Origin of the sequence: Thermodesulfovibrio sp. (assembly GCF_049969575.1) — a bacterium.
GTDB lineage: Bacteria > Nitrospirota > Thermodesulfovibrionia > Thermodesulfovibrionales > Thermodesulfovibrionaceae > Thermodesulfovibrio > Thermodesulfovibrio obliviosus.
In genome coordinates, this window is the sequence record NZ_JBMFOO010000016.1 from 1 (window position 1) to 25,134 (window position 25,134).

The 25,134-nt window shown below is 34.2% G+C and carries 31 protein-coding genes, 4 tRNA genes and 1 pseudogene; 25 read left to right on the forward strand and 11 right to left on the reverse strand.

From position 1 onward, the window contains the following. Positions 1–103 precede the first annotated feature (103 nt). The 4 genes from ACP5O9_RS04975 to ACP5O9_RS04990 are packed head-to-tail and all read left to right on the forward strand — an operon-like array spanning position 104 to position 2,919. Positions 104–745 carry an OmpA/MotB family protein gene (locus ACP5O9_RS04975; protein WP_353685644.1) on the forward strand — a complete coding sequence of 214 codons (642 nt, stop codon included), beginning with the start codon at positions 104–106 and terminating at the stop codon, positions 743–745. A 14-nt stretch (positions 746–759) separates the two neighbouring features. Then, on the forward strand, positions 760–1,287 hold the full coding sequence (locus tag ACP5O9_RS04980; protein WP_428723544.1) for a PilZ domain-containing protein: 528 nt from the start codon (positions 760–762) through the stop codon (positions 1,285–1,287). Continuing rightward, positions 1,287–2,153: a flagellar motor stator protein MotA gene (motA, locus tag ACP5O9_RS04985; protein ID WP_353685642.1), complete on the forward strand. Its 867-nt coding sequence runs from the start codon at positions 1,287–1,289 to the stop codon at positions 2,151–2,153. Before ACP5O9_RS04980 ends, motA begins: the two co-directional genes overlap by 1 nt. Beyond that, complete coding sequence (locus ACP5O9_RS04990) at positions 2,143–2,919, forward strand: flagellar motor protein MotB (RefSeq protein WP_424904466.1); 777 nt, start codon at positions 2,143–2,145, stop codon at positions 2,917–2,919. Before motA ends, ACP5O9_RS04990 begins: the two co-directional genes overlap by 11 nt. Here ACP5O9_RS04990 and ACP5O9_RS04995 read toward each other — a convergent pair. Genes ACP5O9_RS04995 through ACP5O9_RS05010 form a run of 4 tightly spaced genes read right to left on the reverse strand, consistent with a single transcriptional unit; the run spans position 2,894 to position 6,951 of the window. Further along, positions 2,894–3,772: a diacylglycerol/lipid kinase family protein gene (locus ACP5O9_RS04995; RefSeq protein WP_424904467.1), complete on the reverse strand. Its 879-nt coding sequence runs from the start codon at positions 3,770–3,772 to the stop codon at positions 2,894–2,896. The two genes, ACP5O9_RS04990 and ACP5O9_RS04995, sit on opposite strands and share 26 nt — an antisense overlap. Beyond that, positions 3,769–4,506 carry a 6-carboxyhexanoate--CoA ligase gene (locus ACP5O9_RS05000; RefSeq protein ID WP_428723545.1) on the reverse strand — a complete coding sequence of 246 codons (738 nt, stop codon included), beginning with the start codon at positions 4,504–4,506 and terminating at the stop codon, positions 3,769–3,771. The genes ACP5O9_RS04995 and ACP5O9_RS05000 overlap by 4 nt, the downstream gene beginning before the upstream one ends. Beyond that, positions 4,493–5,431, reverse strand: coding sequence for a biotin synthase BioB (bioB, locus tag ACP5O9_RS05005; protein ID WP_353685638.1), 939 nt, complete (start codon positions 5,429–5,431; stop codon positions 4,493–4,495). The genes ACP5O9_RS05000 and bioB overlap by 14 nt, the downstream gene beginning before the upstream one ends. Continuing rightward, positions 5,428–6,951, reverse strand: coding sequence for a sodium-dependent transporter (locus tag ACP5O9_RS05010; RefSeq protein WP_428723546.1), 1,524 nt, complete (start codon positions 6,949–6,951; stop codon positions 5,428–5,430). The genes bioB and ACP5O9_RS05010 overlap by 4 nt, the downstream gene beginning before the upstream one ends. 20 nt (positions 6,952–6,971) lie before the next feature. On the opposite strand from ACP5O9_RS05010, the gene ACP5O9_RS05015 reads away from it, so the two are divergent. The 8 genes from ACP5O9_RS05015 to ACP5O9_RS05050 all read left to right on the forward strand — a co-directional run bounded on the left by ACP5O9_RS05015 (position 6,972) and on the right by ACP5O9_RS05050 (position 11,058). Continuing rightward, positions 6,972–8,030: a radical SAM/SPASM domain-containing protein gene (locus ACP5O9_RS05015; protein WP_353685636.1), complete on the forward strand. Its 1,059-nt coding sequence runs from the start codon at positions 6,972–6,974 to the stop codon at positions 8,028–8,030. Further along, on the forward strand, positions 8,027–9,037 hold the full coding sequence (gene hemE / locus ACP5O9_RS05020) for a uroporphyrinogen decarboxylase (protein WP_353685635.1): 1,011 nt from the start codon (positions 8,027–8,029) through the stop codon (positions 9,035–9,037). Before ACP5O9_RS05015 ends, hemE begins: the two co-directional genes overlap by 4 nt. 9 nt (positions 9,038–9,046) lie before the next feature. Next, a complete protein-coding gene (gene purN / locus ACP5O9_RS05025) occupies positions 9,047–9,697 on the forward strand; it encodes a phosphoribosylglycinamide formyltransferase (protein WP_428723547.1) in 651 nt (216 codons plus the stop codon). Between the two features lies 1 nt (position 9,698). Next, positions 9,699–10,208 carry a 16S rRNA (guanine(966)-N(2))-methyltransferase RsmD gene (gene rsmD, locus ACP5O9_RS05030; protein ID WP_353685633.1) on the forward strand — a complete coding sequence of 170 codons (510 nt, stop codon included), beginning with the start codon at positions 9,699–9,701 and terminating at the stop codon, positions 10,206–10,208. Next, the gene (gene coaD / locus ACP5O9_RS05035; RefSeq protein WP_353685632.1) at positions 10,205–10,696 is read left to right on the forward strand and encodes a pantetheine-phosphate adenylyltransferase; all 492 of its coding nucleotides are present in this window, start codon (positions 10,205–10,207) and stop codon (positions 10,694–10,696) included. Before rsmD ends, coaD begins: the two co-directional genes overlap by 4 nt. A 75-nt stretch (positions 10,697–10,771) precedes the next feature. Beyond that, a tRNA-Phe gene (locus ACP5O9_RS05040) sits at positions 10,772–10,844 on the forward strand. 59 nt (positions 10,845–10,903) lie between these two features. Further along, positions 10,904–10,976, forward strand: a tRNA-Lys gene (locus ACP5O9_RS05045). A 7-nt stretch (positions 10,977–10,983) separates the two neighbouring features. Then, positions 10,984–11,058: transfer RNA gene (locus tag ACP5O9_RS05050), tRNA-Glu, on the forward strand. 31 nt (positions 11,059–11,089) lie between these two features. Here the strand turns inward: ACP5O9_RS05050 and ACP5O9_RS05055 are convergent. After that, a complete protein-coding gene (locus tag ACP5O9_RS05055) occupies positions 11,090–11,275 on the reverse strand; it encodes a rubredoxin (protein WP_428723548.1) in 186 nt (61 codons plus the stop codon). Positions 11,276–11,289: 14 nt separating this feature from the next. Then, positions 11,290–11,397: an RCKP-type rubredoxin-like domain-containing protein gene (locus ACP5O9_RS05060; RefSeq protein WP_059175495.1), complete on the reverse strand. Its 108-nt coding sequence runs from the start codon at positions 11,395–11,397 to the stop codon at positions 11,290–11,292. A gap of 126 nt (positions 11,398–11,523) precedes the next feature. Between ACP5O9_RS05060 and ACP5O9_RS05065 the strand changes: the two genes are divergently transcribed. Next, positions 11,524–12,828, forward strand: coding sequence for a UDP-glucose dehydrogenase family protein (locus ACP5O9_RS05065; RefSeq protein ID WP_353685630.1), 1,305 nt, complete (start codon positions 11,524–11,526; stop codon positions 12,826–12,828). Here ACP5O9_RS05065 and ACP5O9_RS05070 read toward each other — a convergent pair. Both ACP5O9_RS05070 and yedF read right to left on the reverse strand, forming a co-directional pair. After that, the gene (locus ACP5O9_RS05070) at positions 12,804–13,415 is read right to left on the reverse strand and encodes a tetratricopeptide repeat protein (RefSeq protein ID WP_353685629.1); all 612 of its coding nucleotides are present in this window, start codon (positions 13,413–13,415) and stop codon (positions 12,804–12,806) included. The two genes, ACP5O9_RS05065 and ACP5O9_RS05070, sit on opposite strands and share 25 nt — an antisense overlap. Before the next feature lie 42 nt (positions 13,416–13,457). Continuing rightward, positions 13,458–14,042 (reverse strand): sulfurtransferase-like selenium metabolism protein YedF, encoded by a 585-nt coding sequence (gene yedF / locus ACP5O9_RS05075; RefSeq protein ID WP_428723549.1) that lies wholly within the window; start codon positions 14,040–14,042, stop codon positions 13,458–13,460. Between the two features lie 187 nt (positions 14,043–14,229). Here yedF and ACP5O9_RS05080 point away from each other — a divergent pair, with 187 nt between their 5' ends. The 7 genes from ACP5O9_RS05080 to ACP5O9_RS05110 all read left to right on the forward strand — a co-directional run bounded on the left by ACP5O9_RS05080 (position 14,230) and on the right by ACP5O9_RS05110 (position 19,016). Further along, positions 14,230–14,799 (forward strand): UbiX family flavin prenyltransferase, encoded by a 570-nt coding sequence (locus tag ACP5O9_RS05080; protein WP_428723550.1) that lies wholly within the window; start codon positions 14,230–14,232, stop codon positions 14,797–14,799. Beyond that, on the forward strand, positions 14,750–15,742 hold the full coding sequence (hemH, locus tag ACP5O9_RS05085) for a ferrochelatase (RefSeq protein WP_353685626.1): 993 nt from the start codon (positions 14,750–14,752) through the stop codon (positions 15,740–15,742). The genes ACP5O9_RS05080 and hemH overlap by 50 nt, the downstream gene beginning before the upstream one ends. Continuing rightward, positions 15,729–16,097: a preQ(1) synthase gene (gene queF / locus ACP5O9_RS05090; protein ID WP_353685625.1), complete on the forward strand. Its 369-nt coding sequence runs from the start codon at positions 15,729–15,731 to the stop codon at positions 16,095–16,097. The genes hemH and queF overlap by 14 nt, the downstream gene beginning before the upstream one ends. A gap of 20 nt (positions 16,098–16,117) precedes the next feature. After that, positions 16,118–16,191 (forward strand) — tRNA-Arg (locus tag ACP5O9_RS05095). 11 nt (positions 16,192–16,202) lie between these two features. Next, positions 16,203–17,000 (forward strand): S-methyl-5'-thioadenosine phosphorylase, encoded by a 798-nt coding sequence (gene mtnP / locus ACP5O9_RS05100; protein ID WP_424904478.1) that lies wholly within the window; start codon positions 16,203–16,205, stop codon positions 16,998–17,000. Further along, complete coding sequence (locus tag ACP5O9_RS05105; RefSeq protein ID WP_353685623.1) at positions 16,951–17,469, forward strand: L,D-transpeptidase family protein; 519 nt, start codon at positions 16,951–16,953, stop codon at positions 17,467–17,469. Before mtnP ends, ACP5O9_RS05105 begins: the two co-directional genes overlap by 50 nt. Beyond that, the gene (locus ACP5O9_RS05110) at positions 17,466–19,016 is read left to right on the forward strand and encodes an AAA family ATPase (RefSeq protein ID WP_428723551.1); all 1,551 of its coding nucleotides are present in this window, start codon (positions 17,466–17,468) and stop codon (positions 19,014–19,016) included. Before ACP5O9_RS05105 ends, ACP5O9_RS05110 begins: the two co-directional genes overlap by 4 nt. Position 19,017: 1 nt before the next feature. Here ACP5O9_RS05110 and ACP5O9_RS05115 read toward each other — a convergent pair whose 3' ends face one another. Continuing rightward, a complete protein-coding gene (locus tag ACP5O9_RS05115) occupies positions 19,018–19,866 on the reverse strand; it encodes a tetratricopeptide repeat protein (RefSeq protein ID WP_428723552.1) in 849 nt (282 codons plus the stop codon). A 47-nt stretch (positions 19,867–19,913) separates the two neighbouring features. Here ACP5O9_RS05115 and ACP5O9_RS05120 point away from each other — a divergent pair, with 47 nt between their 5' ends. Next, positions 19,914–20,435, forward strand: coding sequence for a hypothetical protein (locus ACP5O9_RS05120; protein WP_353685620.1), 522 nt, complete (start codon positions 19,914–19,916; stop codon positions 20,433–20,435). Here ACP5O9_RS05120 and ACP5O9_RS05125 read toward each other — a convergent pair. Both ACP5O9_RS05125 and ACP5O9_RS05130 read right to left on the reverse strand, forming a co-directional pair. Continuing rightward, positions 20,380–21,255, reverse strand: a complete 876-nt coding sequence (locus ACP5O9_RS05125) for a cation diffusion facilitator family transporter (protein ID WP_353685619.1) — start codon at positions 21,253–21,255, stop codon at positions 20,380–20,382. The genes ACP5O9_RS05120 and ACP5O9_RS05125 overlap by 56 nt on opposite strands. An 18-nt stretch (positions 21,256–21,273) precedes the next feature. After that, entirely contained in the window at positions 21,274–22,056 is a 783-nt protein-coding gene (locus ACP5O9_RS05130; protein WP_428723553.1) for an inositol monophosphatase family protein, read from the reverse strand. A 252-nt stretch (positions 22,057–22,308) separates the two neighbouring features. Between ACP5O9_RS05130 and ACP5O9_RS05135 the strand changes: the two genes are divergently transcribed. The 4 genes and pseudogenes from ACP5O9_RS05135 to ACP5O9_RS05150 all read left to right on the forward strand — a co-directional run bounded on the left by ACP5O9_RS05135 (position 22,309) and on the right by ACP5O9_RS05150 (position 25,126). Continuing rightward, complete coding sequence (locus tag ACP5O9_RS05135) at positions 22,309–23,415, forward strand: GNAT family N-acetyltransferase (protein ID WP_424904481.1); 1,107 nt, start codon at positions 22,309–22,311, stop codon at positions 23,413–23,415. Positions 23,416–23,451: 36 nt separating this feature from the next. Continuing rightward, positions 23,452–23,613 carry a hypothetical protein gene (locus ACP5O9_RS05140; RefSeq protein ID WP_353685616.1) on the forward strand — a complete coding sequence of 54 codons (162 nt, stop codon included), beginning with the start codon at positions 23,452–23,454 and terminating at the stop codon, positions 23,611–23,613. 12 nt (positions 23,614–23,625) lie between these two features. Continuing rightward, positions 23,626–24,054, forward strand: a pseudogene (locus ACP5O9_RS05145) (DsbA family protein); the annotation flags it as partial. Further along, positions 24,038–25,126, forward strand: coding sequence for a cytochrome-c peroxidase (locus tag ACP5O9_RS05150; protein WP_428723554.1), 1,089 nt, complete (start codon positions 24,038–24,040; stop codon positions 25,124–25,126). The pseudogene ACP5O9_RS05145 and the gene ACP5O9_RS05150, both read left to right, overlap by 17 nt. Positions 25,127–25,134 lie beyond the last annotated feature (8 nt).

The window sequence follows — 25,134 nt, forward strand, 5'->3', positions numbered from 1 at the left end:
AACTCATGGTGGAAGGAATTCTCGGTATAGAAGCTGGAATGAATCCTTACTTCTTAAGAACAAAGCTTGAATCTTTCCTTAGAGAACGTCAGAAGGAAAGAATATGAGAGTAAGAAAGAGAAATAATAACAATGAAGAGGAGAATATTCATCGTTGGCTCATATCATATTCTGATTTTTTAACTCTTTTATTTACATTTTTCGTTGCTCTTTATGCTCTGTCCAGTGTTGACATTACAAAGGCTGAAAAAATGACCTCTTCGTTAAGAAAAGTATTTAAAGTTATTGATGAACCAATATCTTTTGAAGAAGATCGCAATAAAGCAATTATTGAAGACCTCAAAAAACTCTTGAACGATATTTCAGGAATAAATATAAAGTCAGATGCAAGAGGTGTAGTAATAACTCTGCCAGATACTCTTTTGTTCAGTTCAGGCTCTGCTGAGCTAAAGCCTGAAGCCACTGAGGCACTTACAAGAATTGCTGAAAAATTAAAAGAAATTCCAGGCAAAGTGGCAATAGAAGGACATACGGATAATGTCCCAATCAGTTCTTCTGTTTACAGATCAAACTGGGAGCTATCTGCAGCAAGAGCTTCCTCGGTGCTTCATTTTCTCCTTCAAAAAGGACTCAATCCAGACAGATTCATGATTGCAGGTTATGGTGAATACAGACCTGTAGCTTCCAATGATACTGAAGAGGGTAGGGCAAAAAACAGAAGGGTTGAACTTATTATACTGAGATAAGTATAATGATAAATATGGAAGAACCATATCAGAAAATGAGAGAATTTTCAAGAGTAGATGCTGTTATACCTCTTCAAGTAAGATTGATTTGTCCTGAAGAAAGACAGAAGATAAAGGCACGAATCTTTGGAGAAGTAAGTTTTTTTTCTGCTCCAGTCGATGAACCAGCTGATAAGGCACTGGCTCAATGGATAAAGTTAATCAATTCAAAACTGGATTATCTAATTAGTTTATGGAGCTTAAGACAAGAAGGTTTTTGTGAACTCCCACTAACTGAGGTAAATATAAGTGGAGGTGGAATGAGTTTTATCTCTCATGTATGCTACAGTAAAGGAGATATTCTTGAATTAAAAATGGTTCTTGAGTCCCCCCAATCTATTGCAATGTTTGTTTACGGAGAAGTTGTAAAATGTGAAAGAATAAACAATTCCTATAAAATAGCTGTAAAATTTATCAATATAGATGAAGATATCAGAGACTATATTGTAAGATTTGTTTTCCATCGTCAAAGACAACTAATAAGACAAAAAAGGGAAATATAATGCTTGTAATAGTCGGAGGACTGGTTGTCTTAGGTAGTATAGTAGGTGGTTATCTTCTTGAAAAGGGAAATCTTTCAGTTCTATTCCAGCCTGCAGAAGTCATAATAATATTCGGTGCTGCTATAGGCGCACTTGTAATAGCTTCCCCTCCTCATGTTTTAAAGGGGGTAATAAAAGGAACAATTAAAACAATCACAGGTGGTGGCGGATATTCAAAAGGAGATTATATGGATACATTATTACTTTTAACTGAACTTTTTACAAAAATCAGAAAAGAAGGACTGATTTCAATTGAGCAGGATGTGGAAGAGCCTGAAAACAGTGCTATTTTTTCTAAATATCCTAAATTTATGAAAAATCATCATGCTTTAAGCCTCCTTACGGATACACTAAGAACAGTTATGACAACAACTGTTTCTTCTTATGAACTTGAAAGCATTCTTGACAGTGAAATTGAAACACTCCATGAAACAGAATCAGGACCTGTAAGAAATCTTCTTAATATTGCTGACAGTTTACCAGGTCTTGGAATTGTAGCAGCAGTTTTAGGAGTTGTTTTAACTATGGGAAAAATGAAGGAGCCTCCAGAGGTTATAGGCCATTCCGTAGGAGCTGCTTTAGTTGGAACATTTATGGGAGTGCTGATGTGCTATGGGTTTGTTGGTCCTCTTGCAAGAAGGCTTGAAGCAAGTGTAAATAATGAAAAAGAATATTTACAGGTGATAAAATCTGCATTAATAGCTTTTGTAGGCGGAGCAGCTCCTCAGATTGCTGTTGAGTTTGCCCGTAGAAATATTCCTCCGCACTTGAGACCCAGTTTTCATGAATTAGAAGAAGAACTAAGAGCATTAAAGAGTGGCAGATAAATCTAAAACAACAATAATAGTAAAAAAGATTAAAAAAGGACATGAAGCCCATCATGGTGGTAGTTGGAAAGTAGCCTATGCTGATTTTACAACAGCCATGATGGCTTTCTTTTTACTTCTGTGGTTAATTTCCATGCTTGAGCCTGCAAAAAGAGCTGCAATTGCCGATTACTTTACTAATTTTAATCTTTTTCAGTCCGGTCAGTCTTTTATGCAACAGACATCAGCAATTCATGAAGAAATGAAACAACCTGAGGTTAAAGAAAATCCTGCAGAGAGATTTAAAGAGCAGATGAAAAAGTCAATCGAGGAAAAACTTCAAGAACTAAAAGACCACATTATGATAGACACAGTTGAAGGTGGTGTTAGAATCCAGATTGTAGACCTTGAAGGTGAGCCAATGTTTCCCCTTTCCTCTGCTGAGCCAACTGAAAAGGCTCGGGAAATTTTAAAAGTTGTTGCAGAAAACATAAAAGATGAACCAGCAAAAATAGCAGTAGAAGGACATACAGATGCTGTGCCTTTCAAAGGAGGTAAAACTACAAACTGGGAGCTTTCAACTGCAAGAGCATCTTCAGCAAGAAGAGAGCTTGAAAAAAATGGAGTGGCACCAGAAAAAATTGCAAGAGTTGTGGGTTATGCTGATACAATGCCACTTATAAAGGATGATCCAAAAGATCCAAGAAATCGTAGAATTAGTATTATTTTAATGTTTGAAAAGGGGCAAAAAGCGGGCGTTTCTACTCTTCAGGAAAAACAAGGTTAAGAGCATCTTTTACTATTTCAATCCTGGCAGGAGTTTTCCCGAAATAATCACCATCTATTTGAACATGGGCATCTCCTGTGATTTCTAAGAATTCAGTTCTAAAATACTCAGTATCCCTCATTTTGATATGCTTTCCAAAAATTACTCCTGATATCTGAAGAGCAAGCTCAAACTTAGAGCGAGTTTGAGAAAGAAATGCGTAAAAACAGGGTTTTCTTAAATCTGCATCTGGTGCAAGTTTAAAAGAGCCTCCATAGCATGAAGCTTTACATACTACAGCACTGAATGCTTTTTTAATTTCTGAATTGGAAATTCTTAGCTCTGTAGGTGCGTAATTAAGCAAAGTTTTTATACCGCTTAAAATATAGGCAATTTTCTTAAAATATCTCTTTTTCTGTGAATCTACATTAAATACTGCCAGTCCATCAAAGCCAATGCCTGCCATAAGTATGAAAAGTCTTTGTTTTTCTTTATTTTTTATTCTTCCAAGATGAATTTTTTGAACTCTTCCTTTAAGAGCAATATCAATTGCTTTTTCAGTATTTTTAGGAATTTTCAACTCCTTTGCAAGAACTGAGGTTGTTCCCATGGGAAGAACTGCCATTGGAATCTGAGAGAAAGCAAGCCCATTTACAACTTCATTGTATGTTCCATCTCCACCTGCAGCAATAACAAGTATTTTACTGCCTTTTATTTGTTTTGCAAATCTTTCAGCATCTCCCTGTTTTTCAGTAAGCAGGGTTTCTACTGAAACGCCTTTATTTTTCAATATATTTTCAGCTTTTGTAATTTTCTTAAAAGCACTTCCACCTGCTATAGGATTTCCTATTAAAAAGACTTTTTCGTATTTCATAAGACGACTACAGGGGTTTTTTCAAGAAATTTTATCAGTTTTTCAATATCCAGTGGCGTTTTAACAAAAAAGGCTCTTCCTCCAGTGTTTTCTCCCTGTTTTTTAATATTTGTTATTCTTAAATATCCATGCTCCTTTGATGCAATATATCCTGTGGTATAATCTGGATTGTCAGAAACGCAAATTTCAGCTACTACTTCAGGACAGAATGCTACCTTTGATGCAACTGTTAGTGCTTCAATAACTCTTTGAGGCTCAGATGAGAGATTTTTTATTTTTTTTAAAACCTGCATTCTTCTTTTTTTGTCCATCTGAATTCTTGAAACTCTCACACCTCTTTCTTTATCAGGTTCAAGACGCTCTGCAGTTAAATAATCAATTAATGTGGCTCCTCGCATTTTTTGTCCTTTTATCACACTCCATGCTACTGTGATTGCTTTTTCTGAAATTCCAAGATTAATTAAATGCTCATTAATAACTTTTTGAGCCTCCTCCGAAGACTCGCAGAACACTGTTTTTACTGAAAGGGCTTCAACAGGCTGAATTTCTTCCTTTATTTTCTCTAATGTAAAAACAATTTTGTCAGGTAAACCTTTCGGATGTTCAATGGCTCTTTTAAAAAATTTTTTAAGAAACTTCTCTAATTCATAAAATTCATAAATTCCCTCAGCACCAGAGATGTGAATTTCTTTAGAGTTTTCAATTCTTGAGGCTCTCATTCTAAGGGACCACATAATCAATCTCAAGATTGTGGTTCTCGATGAATTTCAAATCGTCAATATAACTTCTTCCTTGAGTCGTTAAATAATCACCTGTCATTAAAGCATTTGCTCCAGAAATAAAAATCCATGAAGAAAATTCACCAAGCAATGGTCTTCCTCCACATACTCTTATGTCCTTTTCTGGTAAAATCAATCTAAACATTGCAATAATCTTTAAAGCTTCCAAAGGGGACAACACAGGCTGGTTTTCCAGAGGAGTTCCTTTAATAGGTGTAAGAAAATTAATTGGAACAGAATCTACATTAAATTCTTTTAAAAAATATGCCATGCTAACTATATCTTTCCAGGACTCTCCCATTCCAAAAACTCCACCTGAACATATTGAAACACCAGCTTTTTTAGCTGCTTCTAATGTTTTAACTTTATCTGAAAATTTGTGAGTTGTGCATATTTTTGGAAAAAATTCTTCGGAAGTTTCAATATTACAATGAAGTCTCTGAAGTCCGTAATCTTTTAAATATGAAATTTCATCATAGTTTAAAAGTCCTAAGGAAGCGCAACTATTAATTCCATTTTTTCGAAGACTCTCTATAGCCTCAGCAATTTTTTTCATTTCTTGTTTTGAAGGCTTTATTCCACTTATTACAATTGAAAATCTTTTAACTTTGTAATTTTTTGCTTCCAGAGCTTTTTTTAAAATTTCATATCTGTCCATCAAAGGATAAACTGGAGCATGGGTTTTCCATTTTAAAGATTGACAGCAAAAGGAACAGTCTTCTGGGCAGGCTCCACTTTTTGCATTAACTATTGCGCAGAGCTCTATTTTGTTGCCTTTGTATTTTTTTCTTCCAGAATTTGCCAAAAAAAGCAAATCATAAAAATCTGTTTTCTCTAAAAAATTTAATGCTTCCTCTTTTGAGTGCAATTTTACAATCACTTTTTCATCACCTTTGTGTATCTTATGTCTCTCATGATAATCTTACGACTTTTTACTGCAATGATTGACAGAAATACAAGAAATAACAAAATAAATAGTCTTGCTACAATTTTCGTAGGCTCCTCTGTAAAAACTATATTTTTAAAATTTTTAAGTACCCAGAAATAAAGAATTGAAAAAATAAAAAATGGTGAAACAACAGCTACAACATAAAAAAAAGCCTTTGGCAATATTATTTTAGTATTCTGTGTGAGCTCCTTGTAAAAATTATTCATTCCAAAAATCCAGATAAAAATAATTATTTCAAGCAAGCCAAATAAAAGAAGCATAAAACAGCCTGCCCAGAAATCAAGCTCGTCTATAAAATTTGGTATAAAAGCTGAAAAATGAGCTCCTATGATCACAAAAATCATTGATATACTGACAGATTTTGTATGCCCCCACTTCATCTCATCTTCAAAAAGAGCTATTAATGGCTGAATCAATGCTAAGGAAGATGTAAGAGCTGCCAAGAAAAGTAACATGAACCAGATAAATGAAATAAGCCATCCAAGTGGAAAACTCATAAACACAGCAGGCATTGTCATAAATCCAAGTCTGAATGTGCCTTCCTGAGCAAGTTCAGGAATTACTACTGAAGAAAACATTGCAAATGCTGCAGGAATTGCAATTGAAGCACCTATAACAACTTCTACAAATTCATTAATTAGAGCAGTCAATATTCCTGCTTTTATAACATCCTCTTTTGGATTGACATAGCTTGCATATACTGCAATTGCTCCCATTCCAAGAGAGAGAGTAAAAAATATCTGCCCGGCTGCTTCAACCCATACAACAGGATTTGTAATTCCTGAAAAATTAAGATTGTAAATAAATTTGAGACCTTCAAATCCCTTCCAGTTATTTGCTGAAATGCATATTATTCCAAGAAAAACTCCAAAGACAATTATTGCAGGCATACCAATTTTTGCTGTAATTTCTATTCCTCGTCTTATACCTTTTTGGAGGATAAACCAGTTAATTAAAAGAGTTAAAACAAGGAAAAAATAAGCCATAATAGAAGGCTTTGTATATTCTTTAAAAAAATTCACATAGGGCTTGACTGCTTCATGAGCATCAGAATTGATTACAGGAGTTGGCATCTTGCCGAAAAGAGAAAGAAAAGCAAAACCCAATGTCCAAGATTCAATGTATATGTAATACATGCAAATAAGTAAAGGTATAGCAACTCCTATGGAGCCAAGCACTCTTGCCCAGCTTGCATGATTAAAAAAAAGTCCTAAGATTCCAGTCATTGAGCCATGACCATGTCTGCCCGCATATCTTCCTATAACCCATTCAATAATCATCACAGGGAAACCCATAAGAAATAAAGCAACAAAATAGGGAACCATAAAGGCTCCACCACCATAAAGGGCAGCCTTTGAAGGAAATCTGAGAATGTTTCCTAATCCAACAGCATTGCCTGCTGCAGCAAGAATTAAACCTAATTTTGAACTCCATGATACTCTCTGTTGCATAAAAAATATTATAATAAAAAATGAAATTTGAGCCAAGATGGATAGCATGGGAAATAACTCGTAGATGTAATCTTCACTGCATTCACTGCCGCTCCTCTTCAGAAGAAGTAGTGATGAAGCACCCTGATCCTTCAAAGGAAGAATGTTTTAGAATTATAGATGACATCTCCTCATATGCTCAACCAGTTATAGTTCTTACAGGTGGTGAGCCTCTTTTAAGAGAGGATGTATTTGAAATAGCAGAATACGGTAGGATGAAAGGTTTAAGAGTATGTATGGCTACAAATGGAACACTGATTAATGACGAAGTCTGTAAAAAAATTAAAGATGTTGATATAAAAATGATTTCTCTTAGTCTTGATGGTCCTGATGAAAAAACCCATGACAACTTTCGGCAGCAAAAAGGTGCTTTTACTGCAACCATTGAAGCTACAAAGCTTTTAAAAAAATATGATATCCCCTTTTTAATAAATTCTTCATTTACAAAGAGAAATCAGCATACAATCCCTGAAACCTATCGTCTTGCAAAACAGCTTGGAGCAACTGCATGGTATATGTTTATGATTGTTCCAACAGGAAGAGGTGAGAATTTACTTAATGAGCTCATAGATGAAGAAGACTATGAAAAAATCCTTCAATGGCATTATGATATGGAGAAAAATGAAAAGGATATACTTGTAAGACCAACATGTGCTCCACAGTATTATAGAGTTATTTTGCAGAGATCAAAACAGGAAGGTGAAAAGTTTGAAAGGAGGTCTCTTAAATTTTCCACAGGAGGAGCCAAAGGATGCGTGGCAGCTCAGCTTATATGTCTTATAAATGTTGATGAAGATGTAATGCCTTGTAGTTATTTCCCACTTTCAGCAGGCAACTTAAAAAAACAGAGTTTTCGGGAGATATGGGAAAATTCAAAGCTTTTTAATGATTTACGAGACTTTGCTTCCTACAAAGGTCGTTGCAGAGTCTGTGAATATTTAAATGTATGCGGAGGATGTAGAGCTCGTGCATATTGTCTAAAAGATGATTACATGGAAGAAGATCCCCAGTGTAAATACATTCCAAGGAGATATGAATGAAAGATGCATTTCTTCAAGCCTGCAGAGGTATTAGACCTACATACACTCCTGTGTGGTTTATGAGACAGGCAGGAAGATATATGCCAGAGTATCAAAAAATAAGGCAGAAATACGATTTTCTCACAATGTGTAAAACTCCTGAAATTGCTGCAGAAGTAACTATGCAGCCTGTAAAAATTTTAAATGTTGATGCTGCAATTCTTTTTTCCGACATTTTGATTCCTCTTGAAGCAATGGGTTTTAAAATTGAGTTTGCTGATTCCTCTGGACCAAAGGTTTCACCAACAGTAAGAACAGGCAGTGATTTAAAAAATTTAAGACCTGTGGAACTACCAATTATAAACTTTGTTTTTGAAACAATCAAAATTTTGACAAAAGAGCTTGATGTCCCACTAATAGGTTTTTCTGCATCTCCATTTACTCTTGCAACATATGTTATCGAAGGTAGAAGCTCAAAAGAGTTTATAAATACAAAAAGATTTATTTTCTCTGAGCCAGAGAGCTTTCATAATCTCATGGAAATCCTTACTGATGCAACCATTCAGTATCTTATTGAGCAAGCAAAAGCAGGAGTTCATGCTATTCAAATTTTTGATACATGGGCTGGAATTCTTTCTCCATATGATTATGAGGTATTTTGTAAACCATATGTAAAAAAAATTGTGGAAAAGTTAAAATCCTATGTTCCAGTAATCTATTTCTGCTCTAATACTTCCGGACTTCTTCATCACATTAAAGATTTAGAAGTAGATGTTGTAAGCCTTGATTGGAGAAGTGATATCAGGGATGCATGCTTGACTCTTAACTTTCAGCCTCTTCAGGGGAATCTTGATCCGCTTGTCCTTCTTGGTAGAGAAAACGAGATTTTTAAAAGAATTAAAAATCTTTTAATACAAGCTCAATGTGCAAAGTCTCATATTTTTAATCTCGGTCATGGAGTTAATATTAATACCAGTGTAGATGTATTAAAAAAAGTTGTTGATTTTATTCATGAATTCAGGTTTTAGGAGGTTGCTATGCTTAAAATAGGAGTTTTAGCATCAGGAAGAGGTTCTAATTTTCAGGCAATAATTGACGAGATTGAAGCTGGCAGGCTTCAAGCAAAGATAGAGATTCTTATAGTTGATAATCCAGAGGCTTACGCAATTGAAAGAGCCAAAAAGCATGGAATTCCTTATCTTTACATCAATCCAAAAGAGTTTCCTACTAAGGAAGCCTTTTATGAAAAAATAAGGGATGAGCTTTTAGCAAGAGGAGTTGAACTGGTAGTTTTAGCTGGCTTTATGAGGATTGTGAAAAAGCCATTGCTTGATGCTTTTCCAATGAGAATTATGAATATTCATCCTGCTTTGCTTCCTTCTTTCCCGGGGCTTCATGGACAGAAACAGGCAGTTGATTACGGAGTTAGAATAAGTGGATGCACAGTTCATTTTGTTGATGAAGGAGTTGATTCAGGTCCTATAATTATTCAGGCAGCTGTACCAGTTCATCCTGATGATACAGAAGAAAGTCTTTCTGAGAGAATTCTGAAACTTGAGCATAAGATTTATCCTGAAGCAATAAGACTTTTTGCTCAGGGAAGGCTTAAGGTTGAGGGAAGAAAGGTAAAAATTTTAAACTATTGCCTTCCAGAAAAGCATTTTACAAATCCTGAATTAGGACAGTGAAATGAATAAATTTAGAACACAAAATACAGTAAGACCAACTCCTTCTGTAGTGAGAAAGGCTATTTTTGATATTTTGCAGGATGTAGAGGATAAAACATTTATTGACCTGTATGCAGGTAAAGGCTTTGTTGGAATAGAGGCATTAAAAAGAGGTGCCCGTGAAGTAATATTTGTAGAAAAGGATCCTGTTTTATGCATTTTTATAAAAAATACACTTCAAAAAAAGAAACTTTCTCAGAGAGCAAAAGTTTACAACTCAGATGCAGTAGAGTTCCTTATCCATAGTTCTCAAAAATATGATATAATTTTTGCAGACCCTCCATATGAATCTGGAGAATTAGAAAGACTGTTTAAAATACTTGAAAAAAAGAATATTGTAAAAGAAAATGGGGTGTTGATACTTCAGCACTACAAAAATGAATCATTAAGGGAAAAGCTTAAAACTCTTAAAATACATAAATGTTACAGATATGGAGATACTCTTTTAACAGTTTACAGGAGGCAAGAGTGAAAAAAATAGGAGTTTATCCAGGAACATTTGATCCTGTAACAAATGGACATCTTGATGTAATAAAACGGGCTCTTAAAATTTTTGATGAACTTATAGTTGCTGTTGCTGTGTCAAGTTATAAAAAAAATCCTCTTTTTACTGTTGAAGAAAGACTCTATTTTATCAGAGAAACTACAAAGGAACTTGAGAATTTGAAAGTAGAACCCTTTGATGGTCTCCTCGTTGACTTTTTAAAAGAAAAAAAAGCGGTAGCTATTGTTAGAGGCTTAAGAGCAGTATCAGATTACGAGTTTGAACTTCAGCTTGCTCATGCAAATCGGAGACTTTTTAAAGAGGCTGAAACAGTATTTTTAATGCCTTCTGAAGAATACTCTTTTCTTTCCTCTAGTATTGTTAAAGAAATTGTATACTTTGGAGGCTCTGTAAAAAATCTTGTACCTGCAATTGTGGAAAAGGCACTAAAGAAAAAATTTAAAGGCAGAGTTTAATGAGCAAACCCTGGGTTTCTGTTTGACTTTTTAAGGTAAAATGTATTATTTTAAATAGTCTACGATGTTTCAAATGGGCAGGTAGCTCAGTCGGTAGAGCAGGGGCCTGAAAAGCCCCGTGTCGACGGTTCGATTCCGCCCCTGCCCATTTAATTCTGTTGATTGACAAAAATCTATTTAAAAGTTTAAATTATTAAAGTTATTCATGGGCCGCTAGCTCAGCAGGCAGAGCACCGCCCTTTTAAGGCGGGTGTCGTTGGTTCGAATCCAACGCGGCTCATTGATATGTCCCCATCGTCTAGCCAGGCCTAGGACATCGCCCTTTCAAGGCGGTAACAGGGGTTCAAATCCCCTTGGGGACGTTAAAAAGCCGCAGAGAAAATCTGCGGCTTTTTATTTTACTGGAATAAATCCTGACTTTTTAGATTTGCATACAGGGCAGCGGTAATCTTGTGGTACTTCTTCAAAACATGTTCCAGGTTTTACTTTATTTTTCTCACATCCCTTTAAAGGTTCATATATGTATCCACAGTGACAACATCTGTAAGATATTAGTTTTTTCTTATTTTCTTCCATCATTTAAGCCTCCATTTTTATGATACTTTTTGCATTGTTCCTTTCTGTCCACATTTTGGACATTTCTGAGGTTTACATTTTCCCTCTTTTGTAGCCCCGCAATTGCTACATTTAAAAATTGCCATTTTTTCACCTCCTTGTAAGTTTTACTTTATTTTAAATAAAAATATTTATAAAGTCAATTAGACCTGTTTTAAACTGATAAATAAAATGGGTTATAATAATTTATCAATCTTTATGGAGGATAATTAATGCATATAGCTATAATCGGCACAGGATATGTAGGACTTGTAACTGGTGCATGCTTTGCTGAATTTGGAGTTTTTGTAACATGCGTTGATAAAGACATGGAAAAAATTGAAAAACTAAAAAAGGGTATAATCCCCTTTTATGAACCAGGGCTTGAGGACATTGTAAAAAGAAATTTAAAGGAAAAGAGGTTAAAATTTACTACCCGCATTGATGAGGCAGTTAATGAATCTCTTGTAATATTTATCGCTGTAGGAACACCTCCAAGGGGAGATGGTTCTGCAAATCTTGATTATGTTGAAGAAGTTGCAAAAGAAATTGCAAAAAATATGAATAGTTACAAAGTTATTGTCACGAAGAGCACAGTTCCTGTTGGAACAGGATTGAAGATAAAAGAAATTATCAAAAAAAATCTTGAAAAAAGCGTTGAATTTGATATTGTCTCAAATCCTGAATTCTTAAGAGAAGGCTCTGCTGTTGAGGATTTCATGCGTCCTAATAGAGTTGTAATCGGTGCAGAAAGTGAACAGGCAGTTGCCATAATGAAAGACCTTTATAGACCTTTGTATTTGATAGAAACTCCTTTTGTAATCACTGATATAGCTACAGCTGAATTAATAAAGTATGCTACCAACAGTTTTCTTGCAACAAAAATCTCATTTATTAATGAAATATCAGCACTCTGCGAAGCAGTGGGTGCAAATGTCAATACAATAGCAAAGGCAATGGGGCTTGATGGAAGAATTGGCCCTAAATTTCTTCATGCAGGCATAGGGTTTGGTGGTTCATGCTTGCCAAAGGATACAATGGCACTTGTTAAAATTGCTGAAGAAAAAGGGGTAGAGCTTCGCATTGTTAAGGCTGCCATTGAGGCAAATCAAAATCAAAGGGAAAGATTAACTCAAAAAATAATAAAAGCATTTAACGACAAAATTGAGGGAAAAATCATAGGTATCCTTGGCTTATCATTTAAACCCAATACTGATGATATAAGAGAGTCTCCTGCATTATATATTATTCAGAGTCTGCTAAATAAAAAAGCAACACTTAAAGTTTATGACCCTCAGGCTATGGAAAACACCAAAAGAGTTTTTCCAAACATAATTTACTGCTCAGATGCTTACTCTGTAGCAAAAGATGCTGATGCTGTGGTAGTTGTTACTGAATGGAATCAATTCAGAAATCTTGATCTTGAAAGAATTAAAAAACTTATGAAGGGAAGTTTGTTCTTTGACTTCAGAAACATTTACGATCCAGTGAAAGTAAGACAATCAGGATTTAGTTATTTTAGTGTAGGAAGACCATGAAAAATTTTTTCAAGAATAGACTGAAAACACGGATGATTTCTTATAAGATCATATGTTTTAGATGTTTTAAGATATTTCCAATTGTTATAACCTTTCTCAATTGCTTTTATAAGCCATTTACAGGCTTCTTCAGGCATTCCTTTCATGGCAAAAAGCTCTGCCATACTGTTTAATGCGTATATATTGTTAGGATTAAGTTCAATTGATTTTCTAATATCTCTTTCAGCTTCTTCTAATTTGCCCATTAATAAATAAGTGAATCCTCTATTGTTGTAAGGCATTCCATTGTTTGGCTTTAATTCAATAGCTTTATTATAATCAGCAATTGCCAGCTCATATAGACCTAAAACTGAATAAACTATTCCGCGATTATTGTATGCAAGAAAATAATCTGGTTTAAGCTCAATAGCCTTCGTATAATCTGCTATTGCAAGGTGATAAAGTTTCTTTCTATAGTAAGCATTCCCTCTTTCTTTATAAGCTTGATAATTATCTGGCTCTTTCTCTATTATTTTTGTGTATTTTGCAATTGCAATATCATGTTTTTTTCTTTTTATAAATTTTAAATTTTTCTTTACCTGTGACATATTTAAATTTTATTTTGTTTTGTATTTTTATTTCAAGAAAAATTAACCGATCCATACAGTTTTATTAAAATCAAACATTCCTTCAACAAAATGATTTGTTGTGCCTCTGAACCCCACTCTTAAACTATCTTCAAGATTGTAATACTTAAGGCATGTTCCACAAGTGAATACCTCTGTTCCCATTTCTTCAATTTTTTTAAGAAGTGGAATAAACTCCTCATCTATGGTAGAGAGTTTAACAGCTGTATTCATTAAAAAAATCATCTGGGGAAGTTGTCGGGTGGCTATCATTGTTTCAAGATAAGCTTTCATAAGGATTCTTCCTAATTTTTCATCCTTACCAATTACATCTGATGAAATAATAACCAGTAAATCCTTTTTTGTCTGCTTTTGTACTGTTGGGGAAATCTGACAGGTATAACCTTTAACAATCTTTACCTTCCAGTAGTTTTCCTTCTCCTCAACTTCATAATAGTAACCAAATCTCGTCGCATATTTTTTTAAATTCTCCATAGAACCTTCATTGTCAACAATTACTGTTACAATTCCTTCTTCTATCTTTGACAATGCTTCTTCAGCAAGGATGATGGGTTTTGGACATCCTAAACCTCTTGCATCAATTTCCATATTTTCCTCCAATGTTTTTATGAGATTGTTCAAAAATTTACAACTTCATAAAAATCAAGAAGTTGTAAGCCTAAATAATTCTTCGCCATCGCCCGGGATGACATAATAATTTAATCATTTTTATTGAACAGCCTCTTTTATTTTAATTTATTTTCAAGAAGGTTTATCAATATGTTAGGATAAAATAATGGAAAAATTAATACTGGCAATAACAGGAGCTTCAGGCATAATTTATGGAATAAGACTTCTTGAGGAAATTTCTAAAAATTTTGAAGTATTAGTAATTTTATCCAGCTCTGCCATAAAGGTAATGGAGCATGAGACAGAAATTAAAAGTTTACATGAGTTTAAAGAGAAGTTTAGAGATCCAAACATAAAAATTTATTCTGAAAATCAGATTGATGCTTCTGTGGCAAGTGGCTCTTATAAAACCCGGGGGATGTTTATTGTTCCATGTTCAATGAAAACTCTCTCTGCAATTGCTACTGGTTACGCTGACAATTTAATAACAAGAGCTGCTGATGTAATAATTAAAGAGGGAAGAAGACTTATAATTTCTCCAAGAGAAACTCCCCTCAGTGCCATTCATATTGAAAATATGCTGAAACTTGCCAGAATTGGAGTTATTATAGTACCACCCATGCCTGCATTTTATCATAATCCTCAAACAATTGATGATATGGTGAACTTTATAGTGGGAAAACTTCTTGACAGCATGGGAATTGAAAACAATCTTTACAGGAGATGGAATGGATAAAATCGGAGTGTTGTTACTTAATATGGGCGGACCTGACAGCCTGTCCGCAGTTAAACCTTTTCTTTATAACCTTTTTACTGATCCTTACATAGCAAACTTTGGATTTATGCAGAAACCTCTTGCATGGCTTATTTCTAATGTAAGAGCAGGTAAAGTAAAAAAAGCTTATAAAAAAATTGGTGGAAAGTCTCCTTTAAAAGAAATCACAGAGGCACAGGCAGAGGCTCTTCAGAAAGCCTTGGGAGAGGGATTTAAAGTTCTCGTTGGGATGCGATACTGGCATCCTTTTATTGAAGAGTCTGTGGAGGAGTTTAAAAAATCAAACATAAAAAAAGTTGTGGCAGTTTTACTTTATCCGCAGTTTTGCAGTGCCACTACATCTTCAGCTGTTGAGAGATTCAAGAAGCTTACAAAGGGAAATTTTGAATTCAAGATAATAAGTTCCTGGTGTGATTATCCTTTATTTATTGAAGCATGGATTGAACAAATTGAAAAGGCATTTGAAAGGCATGGTGGTGAGTGTTTTGTTCTTTTCAGTGCCCATGGAATTCCTCTTTCCCTTCATAAAAAAGGAGACCCTTATATTTCAGAAGTGCAAAAAACTGTAAATGCCATTGCCAGTAAAATGAGGTTAAAAGATTTTAAAATATGCTTTCAGAGTACAACAGGACCTATTCAGTGGGTAAAGCCTTCAACTGAAGAAGTGATTAAAGAACTAACCAAAACAGAAATAAGAAAAATTCTGATAGTTCCTGTAAGTTTTGTTTCTGATCATATTGAGACTCTTTATGAGATTGATTTTGTATATAAAAAAATGGCTAATGATTTAGGATTGCAACTTTATCGGGTTGACTCATTGAATACTTCTTCAAAATTCATTGAAGCTTTGAAAAATCTTGTATTAGAATGTTTACAAGGAGAAATGGAAAATGCTTTACGGTGAAAAAGCTATAAAAGAAGCTAAACTTGAAGCATGGGATAATCCATATCCAGAGAGGGATTACAGAATTGAGATAAGTTTTCCTGAATTTACCTGTTTATGCCCAAGATCTGGATATCCTGATTTTGCAACAATAAGGATAAGTTATATTCCTGATAAAAAAATTGTTGAACTTAAATCTTTAAAACTTTATCTTAATTCCTACAGAGACAAATACATCTCTCATGAAGCGGTAACAAATAAAATTTATGAAGACCTATATAACCTTCTTCAACCAAGAGCCTTGGAGGTAATAGGTGATTTTAATCCACGAGGAAATGTAAAAACAGTAATAAAGGTCTCCTCTGAGAGTAAATAAACTATGTTATAATATTTTTAGCGCCCATAGCTCAGTAGGATAGAGCGGCGGACTACGAATCCGTAGGTCGGGGGTTCAAATCCTCCTGGGCGCATTTATAAATAAATGCAGAGCATAAAACAGGTGAAAATAGGAATAATTGGTGGTAGCGGACTCAGTGAATCAGAGGTAAAAAAAGAAGTAATCACCATAAAAACTCCCTATGGTGAACCTTCTTCTCCCTATGAAATAGAAGAAATTGAAACCATAAAAGTCCTATTTCTCAGGCGTCACGGTGAAAGGCACAGCATACCACCCCATAAAGTTAATTACAGAGCCAATATTTATGGATTTAAACTCTGCGGCATAGAAAGGATATTCGGAGTTTTTGCCACAGGTTCATTAAACGAAAACATACCACCAGGTAGTATTGTGATTCCTCATCAAATAATAGATTTAACTCAAGGAATGAGACCTAATACTTTCTATGAAGAAGGAAAGGTCGTTCATATAGATTTTACAGAACCGTTCTGCAGTGAAATGAGAGAGCATTTATTAGAAACAGCAAAAAGATTTAGAATTGATGTAATTCCCCATGGGACATACATATGTGTAACTGGTCCAAGACTTGAAACAGCTGCTGAAATAAGATTTTTTAAAAATATGGGTGCTGATATTATTGGTATGACAATTATGCCAGAGGCTGTGCTGGCAAGAGAATTAGAAATTTGCTATGCTGCAGTTGCTGTTGTTGGTAATTATGCTGCTGGAATATCAAAACTGCCTCTCACAGTTAAAGAAGTTGTTGAAACAATGAAAAATTCACTTGATACGCTGGGTTTACTTATAAGAGAAACTATCAAAAAACTACCCCATGAAAGGAACTGTTCTTGCAAAGATGCTCTTAAGAATGCTTCTTTTTAGCGTTTTAATTTTCATTTTTTCTTTTAACAATGCCTTTGCATATGAAACAGCTGATTTAGTTATTGTTATCAAATCAAAAAGAGTGATGTTTCTCATGAAGGAGGGTAAGATACTCAAAGCCTATAGAGTTGCTCTTGGAAAAAATCCTTCGGGAAGAAAAACATCTCAGGGAGATGGAAAAACTCCTGAAGGAAGATATTACATAGTGGGAAGAAATCCCAATAGTAGTTTTTATAAGGCACTCAAGATATCGTATCCCAATGAAAAAGATATTGAACAGGCAGCAAGACTGAAGGTGAACCCTGGTGGTGGAATAATGATACATGGGCTTTCCAAAAAAGTGGAATATCTTGGCAAATATCACATAATTGATGATTGGACTGAAGGCTGTATTGCTGTTACAAATGAAGAAATGGATGAAATATGGAGGATGGTTCCTGATGGGACTACAATAGAGATACTGCCATGAATGAGATTGAGTTAAATGATGAATTTCTTAAAGCTTTAAACTTAGCGGAAAACACAGATAAAAACCTATTTATAACAGGAAGGGCAGGGACAGGAAAATCAACATTTTTAAATTATTTCAGAGAAAATACAAAAAAAGAAGTTGCAGTTCTTGCCTCAACAGGAGTAGCAGCAGTAAATGTTAAAGGACAGACAATTTATTCTTTTTTTAATTTCAAACCTGACATCACCATTCATAAAATAAAGGAGATAAAGCCAAGGCATCCAGATCTTTATAAAAAACTTGACTGTATTGTTATTGATGAAATATCAATGGTAAGGGCTGATATTCTTGATTGCATTGATGCTTTTTTAAGAATCCATGGTCCAAAGAAAAATAAGCCCTTTGGCGGAATTCAGATGATTTTCATTGGTGATTTATATCAGCTACCTCCTGTTGTAACATCAAAAGAAAAGACCATTTTCAGAGAATTTTATAAAACTCCCTATTTTTTTAGCTCCGGTGTTTTTAATGAATCTGAATTTGAATTCATTGAGCTTGAAAAGGTTTATAGACAGTCTGACATTCAATTCCTTGAAATTCTCAATTCAATAAGAAACAACACTGTTAACGATGAAATCATTGAAAGACTGAATAAAAGGTTTAATCCTGATTTCGAGCCAGATGAGAACGATTTTTATGTTTATCTTACGACAACAAATAAAATGGCAGAAAAGATAAATTCGGAGAAGCTTTCAAAGATAAAAAATAAAGAATTCAAGTATTATGGCTTTGTTGATGGAGAATTCAAAGAACAGGACCTTCCCACATCACAGGAACTTATACTTAAAGTTGACTCTCAGGTAATGCTTCTTAATAATAATTTAAAAGGAAGATGGATAAATGGAGATATAGGAAAAATAGTTGAGATAAAGTCAAGAAAAATTGAACCAGATATAATAGTTGTTGAACTTCAAAATGGAGAAACTGTTGAGGTTACTCCTTTTACCTGGGAGATGTATGAATTTTACTATGATAAAGAAAGGAAAAAAATTTTAACTCACACTGTTGGACAGTTTACTCAATATCCGCTGAAGCTTGCATGGGCTATAACAATTCATAAAAGTCAGGGTTTAACTTTTGATAAATTAATACTTGACATAGGAAGAGGAACTTTTTCTCATGGACAGCTTTATGTGGCACTTTCAAGATGTCGCTCTCTGGACGGACTGATATTAAAAAGACCTGTATGCCAGAAACATGTTCTTCTTGACAGGAGAATTGTGAGATTTCTCACTCAATTTCAGTATAAACATGCAGAAAAAAATCTTCCCATTCAGGAAAAAATCTCAATAATAGAGAATGCCATAAAGAATGGGAAAAAATTAGAGATTGTTTATCTTAAATCTACAGATATAAAGTCAAAAAGACTGCTAAAGCCTATTTACATAGGACCAATGCAGTACGGTGATAAGACATTTCTTGGTTTAAAAGCATTCTGTATGCTCAGAAATGAGGAAAGAAACTTCAATGTGGAAAAAATTCTTGATTTAAAGCCTGTAGATTAGCCTATCTCAGAAGATCTCTGAGGTTTTGAGCAAGTTCATTGTTCAGAGGAATGAGCATGAAGACTTCTATGTAAGCTCTATCTTTATTGCCGATTAAATAATAAATAATACCTTTAAGATAATGCATATAAGCAGAATTTAAGCCTGAGTTATTGATAAGTTTTAAAGCTTCTTCAAAATCTTTCTCAATAATACAGATTCCAACAAGCCTCGCAATAGTCTTTTCATCCTTTGAAAGCATCTGAAAGTATTCCCTTGCTTTCTTAAAATTGCCAAGACGGTAATAAAGAACACCAATTTTATTTATAATGTTGCTCTCTTGCTTTTGTTTGAGTATGTCTTCATAAACTGATAAAGCCATGTTCCACTGCCCTGTTTTTTCGTATTGTTCAGCTAAAGCAGTATAATCAGAAATTTTTCCTTTTTTGGCTTCTTTCTTTATTTCTGAAGGAAATAGGGTTTTAACTTTTAAATAGGTTACCTTTTTATTTGCAATGAGCACATTTATGTCTCTGTCAATTAAAAATTCTTCTGGATTAAAATAAAGAGGTTTTCTCTGTGAAAAATCAATCAGTAGCAATGCAATTCCCTTTTTTTTATCCACAATAATGGAATCTCTTACAGGATAAACATAACCATCCTGTACAACAATTAATTGCGAACGCAAAGTAGTAATCCATTTTTTTATAGGTTCTATCTTACTGATATAAATATCATCTCTCTGAGTTTCAAGGAGTTTATAACCTTGCACTGGATTATAGTTTTCGTCAATAACAAAAACATAGGCTGATTCACTGGCAAAAATAAGAGATGGAAGAAGCAATAAAATAATTATAATTAAACTCTGCATTTAAATATTTTATCATAATTGAAGATGCTCACAGGTTAAAATTATTTATGCATCTTATAACTGAAAAAATAGAAGATTTAAAAAACAGGATAAAAGAACTTGAGACAAAAGGACAGTTATCCAGAATACAACCGCTACTTAATCAGCTAAAAGAATTTATCATTCAGGAAAACAGAGAACGAACTGTCTGTGGAATGAGTTTAATATGTGCTCAATGTGGGAAGGAAGGTAAAGCCTGTTGCGGAAAGAATATAGAATTTAAATACTCTGACGAGCTTCTTTTAATAAATCTCCTGTATGGAGTAAAAATTCCCGAGGAACCTGAATTTCCTGACATGTGTCTTTTTCTTAATGAATCAGGATGTGTCCTCTTTGCAAGAGATGCCTTTTGTATAAATTTCATCTGTGATAAAATCAAAGAACAGATTCCACTGGAAAAACTAAAAAAACTCAGGCAACTGGAAGGGCTTCATTTAAACCTTCAGTTTCAGGTTGAACAAATGCTTAAAAAATTCAGTGGTGTTTATGATTTTCAAAATTACAATAAATTGAACTATTTTCGCACTTAATACATTCTACTTGAATGACACTGTGTTTAATGCCTATGCTCACCAGTTCCTTTTCAATCTTTTTTCTTATTTTATCAGCTTCACTTAAAAGCTGATTATCAACTACCACATGAGCTGAAAAGGCTGGAACACCGTAACCAATTGACCAGATATGAATATCATGAATATCAATAATTCCTTTAATTTTTTTAATTTTCTCTGTTATTTCCTCCACATCAAATCCCTTTGGAACAAAATCAAGAAAAATCCAGAGGGAATCTTTAATAACTCTTACTCCTCCAGTAATTATAATAAAGCCTATAAACCAGCTTATTATTGGATCAATTATTAGCCAGTCTGTGTATTTTATAATTAAGCCTCCTATAATGACACCTGCTGATGATATAGTATCTCCAATTACATGTAACCACGCACTTTTAATATTTAAATCTTCGTGCCTGTGCCCAAGAATCCACGCCATAAGAAGATTTCCCAGAAAACCAAATACTGCTACAGGAAGCATTATATCAGAGTCAATTTTTGGAGGATTAAGCAGTCTTTGATAACCCTCAAAAAATATCAAACCGGCAATTACAATAAGACTTACTCCATTTATAAATGCGGCAAGTATTCCAATTTTATGATATCCATAGGTAGCTTTTCTGCCAGATGGTTTTTTAGTAATAATTGAGGCAATAAGGCTTAAAATCAATGCAAAAGCATCTGTAAAAACATGTCCAGCATCACTGAACAGAGCAAGACTATTACTTATTAGTCCACCGATAATCTCAACAATGAAAATAAAAAAAGTTATTCCGACAGCGAAAGACAATTTTTTCATAGATGAGTGCTTCACTGTTTATTTTATTAAATCCAGAGCTTTTTTATGAAGTGTTTCATTGGCAGAAACTAACAGGGTTGTTTTCGTATTAAAGGCAATTTTCAGATTTTCAATTGAATTACCTTCAATGTCTGTGACGATTGCAGAGGATTCTTTTGCGATTAACACACCTGCTGAAAAATCAAATATTCTTGATGGTGTTGGAACAATGAATATGCTCAAAGCTCCTCGGGAAAGATATGCAAGATCCAAGGCAGTGCTTCCAAAACATCTTACTCTGTTTGCGATTTTCAGTACAGGAAGAATTTGCTTTACAGCATTATGTGGAGTTGATGCTTCAAAGGCAATTATTACAGGCATTGTATTGTCTCTGGTTTTAATCCTCTGTCCATTGAAAAAAGCGCCATCATCTCTTTTAGCCCAGAATTCATCACCATTTACGAGGTTTATTATGTAACCTAATTTAAGACTTTTTAAAGTTTCTCCCTCAGCTATTGCAATTGATGTAGAAAAAAATGGAATGCCTGATACAGCGTTTTTACTACCATCAATTGGGTCAATTATAAGGCTTGGATAATTTTCCTGTATTAGTTTTGAGCCTCTTTCCTCGGAAATTATATTAATTTTGGCGCCTGCTTTTTCAAATGCCTCAATTATTCTGTCTTCAGCCAATTTATCAATGGGAAATGTGGTATCTCCCGAGGCACCTCTTCCCAAGGCAGTTGTATTGAACTGAGGCTTAAATAGAGAGATTTCTTTAAACAGTCTTTGTCCGATGTCTCTTAAAAACTCTATCTCCATAAGCTTTTATTATAGCCTAAAATACCGAATAAAGAAAAAGAGATTTCAGATAAGCAGCTCTTATACCTTACTTGTCTCAGCCTCTGAACTCAGGGATTCCCTTTTTAACACAAAGTTCAAAAGCATTTGTAAGAAACAACCTCTTTCATCAGTTTCAAATGTTTATATTGACAATAAAAGGTAATGAAATTTACACTTTAATTATATCCTGTGCAGGATTGGAGCTTAAAAAGTTTTTCTGGATGAAGGGCTTTGGAAATAAAAGAAATTATAAATAAGAAACAGCTCAGAGAATTCGTAACCCTGCCATTGAAACTTTATAAAGAGGATTCCTTTTACGCTTCTCCATTAATTAAAGATCAGATAGAGCATCTTACTGCGAAAAATCCTTTTTTTAAAAGAGCAAAGGCTAAATTTTATATTGCTTACAAGGATGGAAAACCTGCAGGAAGAATCGCTGCCATAGTTAATTATGCTCATCTTGAATATCATAAGGACAATGTAGGCTTTTTTGGTCTTTTTGAGTGCATAAATGACCAGGCTGTTGCAAATGCCTTATTTAATAAAGCAAAGGAGTTTCTTAAAGAAAATAATCTTTCCATAATGCGTGGTCCAATGAATCTTTCAACAAATGAAGAATGCGGATTTCTTTATGAAGGATTTGATTGTCCTTCGATGATAATGATTCCCTATAATCCACCATATTACAACAGTCTTGCTGAATCCTATGGAATGAAAAAGGCAAAGGATCTTTACTGTTTTTTAGCTGATGTTCCTGAGATGCTTCCTTCAAAGATTGAAAGAATCGCACAGTTTGCTGAAAAACAGGGAATCATGGCAAGAACAGTGAAATTAAAAAATTTAACTGAAGAGCTTTATGCATTCATGGAAGTTTATAATGAAGCATGGGCTTCAAATTGGGGATTTATTCCTATAACAAAGGAAGAAATTGATTACATGGCTGAAAAGCTAAAGCCAATAGCTTTGCCAGAATTGGTTATTGTTGCTGAAAAAGAAGGTAAGCCTGTTGGTTTTTTTGGTGCCATTCCTGATTTTAATGAAGTATTAAGAAAAATAAAAGGAAGACTTACGCCATGGGCAATAATTAAGGCTCTGTATTACAGAAGGAAAATTCAATCAATAAGGCTTCTTCTTTTTGGAGTAAAAAAAGAGATGAGACACAAAGGAGTGGAATCAATAATGCTCAGGGAAGCTTTCAAGGGTGCCAGAAAATATGGCTTTAAAAAAGTTGAATTTTCGTGGATTCTTGAAGATAACTTTGATACAATTAATCTGACCCAGATAATTAATGCCCGTAGGTATAAAACTTTGCGAATTTACGAGACTGATATTGTATGATTAAATGTGTTATAATTAAACACTAGGAGAAAAAATATGAAAATTATTAAACAGCTTTTGTTGATTTTGTTAGTTTTATCTATTTTATCCAGTTCTTTTGCAGCTGAAAAAAGATACAGTTTGCCTCTGGAAGAATCACCTTATATTGGATATGAGAATGCACCCGTTACCATTGTTGAATTTATTGACTATCAATGACCGCATTGTGTTGAGGTCGGTCCGACCATCGAAGGATTGGTTAAAGAGTTTACAGGAAAGGTAAAACTTGTGATTAAGTTTTTCCCATATCGCTACAGAGATTATTCAAGAGTTGCAGCAGAGGCCGCAGTTGAAGCATGGAAGCAGGGAAAATTTGCTGAAATGCATGAATTATTAATAAAAAGATCTCCAAAGCTTGACAGGGAATCTTTAATAGCATATGCAAAAGAACTCAATCTTGATATTGAAAAATTTATAAAGGCAATAGACAATCAAGAAGGTGCTTCAATCATTGAAAGAGATTTGAAACTCGCCAAGGAGATGGAACTTTATGTAACTCCTGCTTTTTATATCAATGGATTAAAAATTCTTGGAGTAAGAGACTATGATTATTTCAAGGAAATTATTTTACAAGAACTTAAAAGTGCTACTAAAAAATAGCATCATTTACTTTCTCTGCGCTATTTTTGTTTTTTTTATCTATTTCCATATTGAAGGCTTTGCCTCTGACAAAAAGAAAAAACAACTTGAACCCCTTCCTCCTCCACCTGTTCCAAAGGACAATCCAATGACTTCAGAGAAAATTGAACTTGGTAAAAAGCTTTTCTTTGACCGAAGACTTTCAGGAGATGCAACTACAAGCTGTGCCAATTGCCATGATCCTGAAAAAGCATTTACAGATGGTTCTGAAATATCTCTCAGTTATCCAACAACAAGAAACTTCAGAAATGCTCCTACTTTAATGAATGTAGCCTATGCAAAATATCTTTTCTGGGATGGAAGAGCAAAGACTCTTGAAGAACAGGCAGAGTTTCCAATTATGTCAGCTTTTGAAATGAACCAGAATCTTGATTTTTTAGAGGAAGAAATAAGAATTGTTCCTGAATACAGAGAAGCCTTTAAGAGAATTTTTGGTAATGATGTAAATATAAAACTTATTGCAAAAGCAATTGCAGCCTTTGAAAGAACGCTAATATCGAGAAATGCACCAATTGACCGTTATTTAAGGGGAGATGAAAATGCATTAACTGCAGAAGCTAAAAAGGGACTTAAAATCTTTACAGGAAAAGGAAAATGTATAGAATGCCATTATGGAGCTTATCTCAGTGATCAGGAATTTCATGCTTTGGAGGTTCCAGAAAATCCAAAATATGTTAATGAGCCAAAGTTTATAACTACAAGGCGCTATGTGGCTAAAATTAATAGATATCCAGACTACATGAATGTAAAAGAGGACCTTGGAAGATACTTTAAAACGAAGAAAAAAAAGGATTACAAAGCTTTTAAAACTCCTACCTTAAGAGAAGTTGCAAAAACCGCACCTTATATGCATAATGGTATATTTAAGAGCCTTGACGAGGTAATTGATTTCTTTAATAAAGGCGGAGGAAAGGGGAATAAGGTGTTGAAACCTCTTAATTTAACTGATGATGAAAAGAAAGCACTGAAAACCTTTCTTGTGGAAGCTCTATCTGGTGATGATTTGAATATAAAACCACCAGAAATTCCATAAACCTGGAG

What these genes read in the sequence shown, in the direction of transcription:
- ACP5O9_RS04975 (WP_353685644.1), top strand. Translation starts at nt 104, where the DNA reads ATGAGAGTAAGAAAGAGAAATAATAACAATGAAGAGGAGAATATTCAT.
- ACP5O9_RS04980 (WP_428723544.1), top strand. Translation starts at nt 760, where the DNA reads ATGGAAGAACCATATCAGAAAATGAGAGAATTTTCAAGAGTAGATGCT.
- motA (WP_353685642.1), top strand. Translation starts at nt 1,287, where the DNA reads ATGCTTGTAATAGTCGGAGGACTGGTTGTCTTAGGTAGTATAGTAGGT.
- ACP5O9_RS04995 (WP_424904467.1), bottom strand. Translation starts at nt 3,772, where the DNA reads ATGAAATACGAAAAAGTCTTTTTAATAGGAAATCCTATAGCAGGTGGA.
- ACP5O9_RS05000 (WP_428723545.1), bottom strand. Translation starts at nt 4,506, where the DNA reads ATGTGGTCCCTTAGAATGAGAGCCTCAAGAATTGAAAACTCTAAAGAA.
- ACP5O9_RS05010 (WP_428723546.1), bottom strand. Translation starts at nt 6,951, where the DNA reads ATGCAACAGAGAGTATCATGGAGTTCAAAATTAGGTTTAATTCTTGCT.
- ACP5O9_RS05015 (WP_353685636.1), top strand. Translation starts at nt 6,972, where the DNA reads ATGAAATTTGAGCCAAGATGGATAGCATGGGAAATAACTCGTAGATGT.
- hemE (WP_353685635.1), top strand. Translation starts at nt 8,027, where the DNA reads ATGAAAGATGCATTTCTTCAAGCCTGCAGAGGTATTAGACCTACATAC.
- purN (WP_428723547.1), top strand. Translation starts at nt 9,047, where the DNA reads ATGCTTAAAATAGGAGTTTTAGCATCAGGAAGAGGTTCTAATTTTCAG.
- rsmD (WP_353685633.1), top strand. Translation starts at nt 9,699, where the DNA reads ATGAATAAATTTAGAACACAAAATACAGTAAGACCAACTCCTTCTGTA.
- ACP5O9_RS05055 (WP_428723548.1), bottom strand. Translation starts at nt 11,275, where the DNA reads ATGATGGAAGAAAATAAGAAAAAACTAATATCTTACAGATGTTGTCAC.
- ACP5O9_RS05060 (WP_059175495.1), bottom strand. Translation starts at nt 11,397, where the DNA reads ATGGCAATTTTTAAATGTAGCAATTGCGGGGCTACAAAAGAGGGAAAA.
- ACP5O9_RS05065 (WP_353685630.1), top strand. Translation starts at nt 11,524, where the DNA reads ATGCATATAGCTATAATCGGCACAGGATATGTAGGACTTGTAACTGGT.
- ACP5O9_RS05070 (WP_353685629.1), bottom strand. Translation starts at nt 13,415, where the DNA reads ATGTCACAGGTAAAGAAAAATTTAAAATTTATAAAAAGAAAAAAACAT.
- yedF (WP_428723549.1), bottom strand. Translation starts at nt 14,042, where the DNA reads ATGGAAATTGATGCAAGAGGTTTAGGATGTCCAAAACCCATCATCCTT.
- ACP5O9_RS05080 (WP_428723550.1), top strand. Translation starts at nt 14,230, where the DNA reads ATGGAAAAATTAATACTGGCAATAACAGGAGCTTCAGGCATAATTTAT.
- queF (WP_353685625.1), top strand. Translation starts at nt 15,729, where the DNA reads ATGCTTTACGGTGAAAAAGCTATAAAAGAAGCTAAACTTGAAGCATGG.
- mtnP (WP_424904478.1), top strand. Translation starts at nt 16,203, where the DNA reads ATGCAGAGCATAAAACAGGTGAAAATAGGAATAATTGGTGGTAGCGGA.
- ACP5O9_RS05105 (WP_353685623.1), top strand. Translation starts at nt 16,951, where the DNA reads ATGAAAGGAACTGTTCTTGCAAAGATGCTCTTAAGAATGCTTCTTTTT.
- ACP5O9_RS05110 (WP_428723551.1), top strand. Translation starts at nt 17,466, where the DNA reads ATGAATGAGATTGAGTTAAATGATGAATTTCTTAAAGCTTTAAACTTA.
- ACP5O9_RS05115 (WP_428723552.1), bottom strand. Translation starts at nt 19,866, where the DNA reads ATGCAGAGTTTAATTATAATTATTTTATTGCTTCTTCCATCTCTTATT.
- ACP5O9_RS05120 (WP_353685620.1), top strand. Translation starts at nt 19,914, where the DNA reads ATGCATCTTATAACTGAAAAAATAGAAGATTTAAAAAACAGGATAAAA.
- ACP5O9_RS05125 (WP_353685619.1), bottom strand. Translation starts at nt 21,255, where the DNA reads ATGAAAAAATTGTCTTTCGCTGTCGGAATAACTTTTTTTATTTTCATT.
- ACP5O9_RS05130 (WP_428723553.1), bottom strand. Translation starts at nt 22,056, where the DNA reads ATGGAGATAGAGTTTTTAAGAGACATCGGACAAAGACTGTTTAAAGAA.
- ACP5O9_RS05140 (WP_353685616.1), top strand. Translation starts at nt 23,452, where the DNA reads ATGAAAATTATTAAACAGCTTTTGTTGATTTTGTTAGTTTTATCTATT.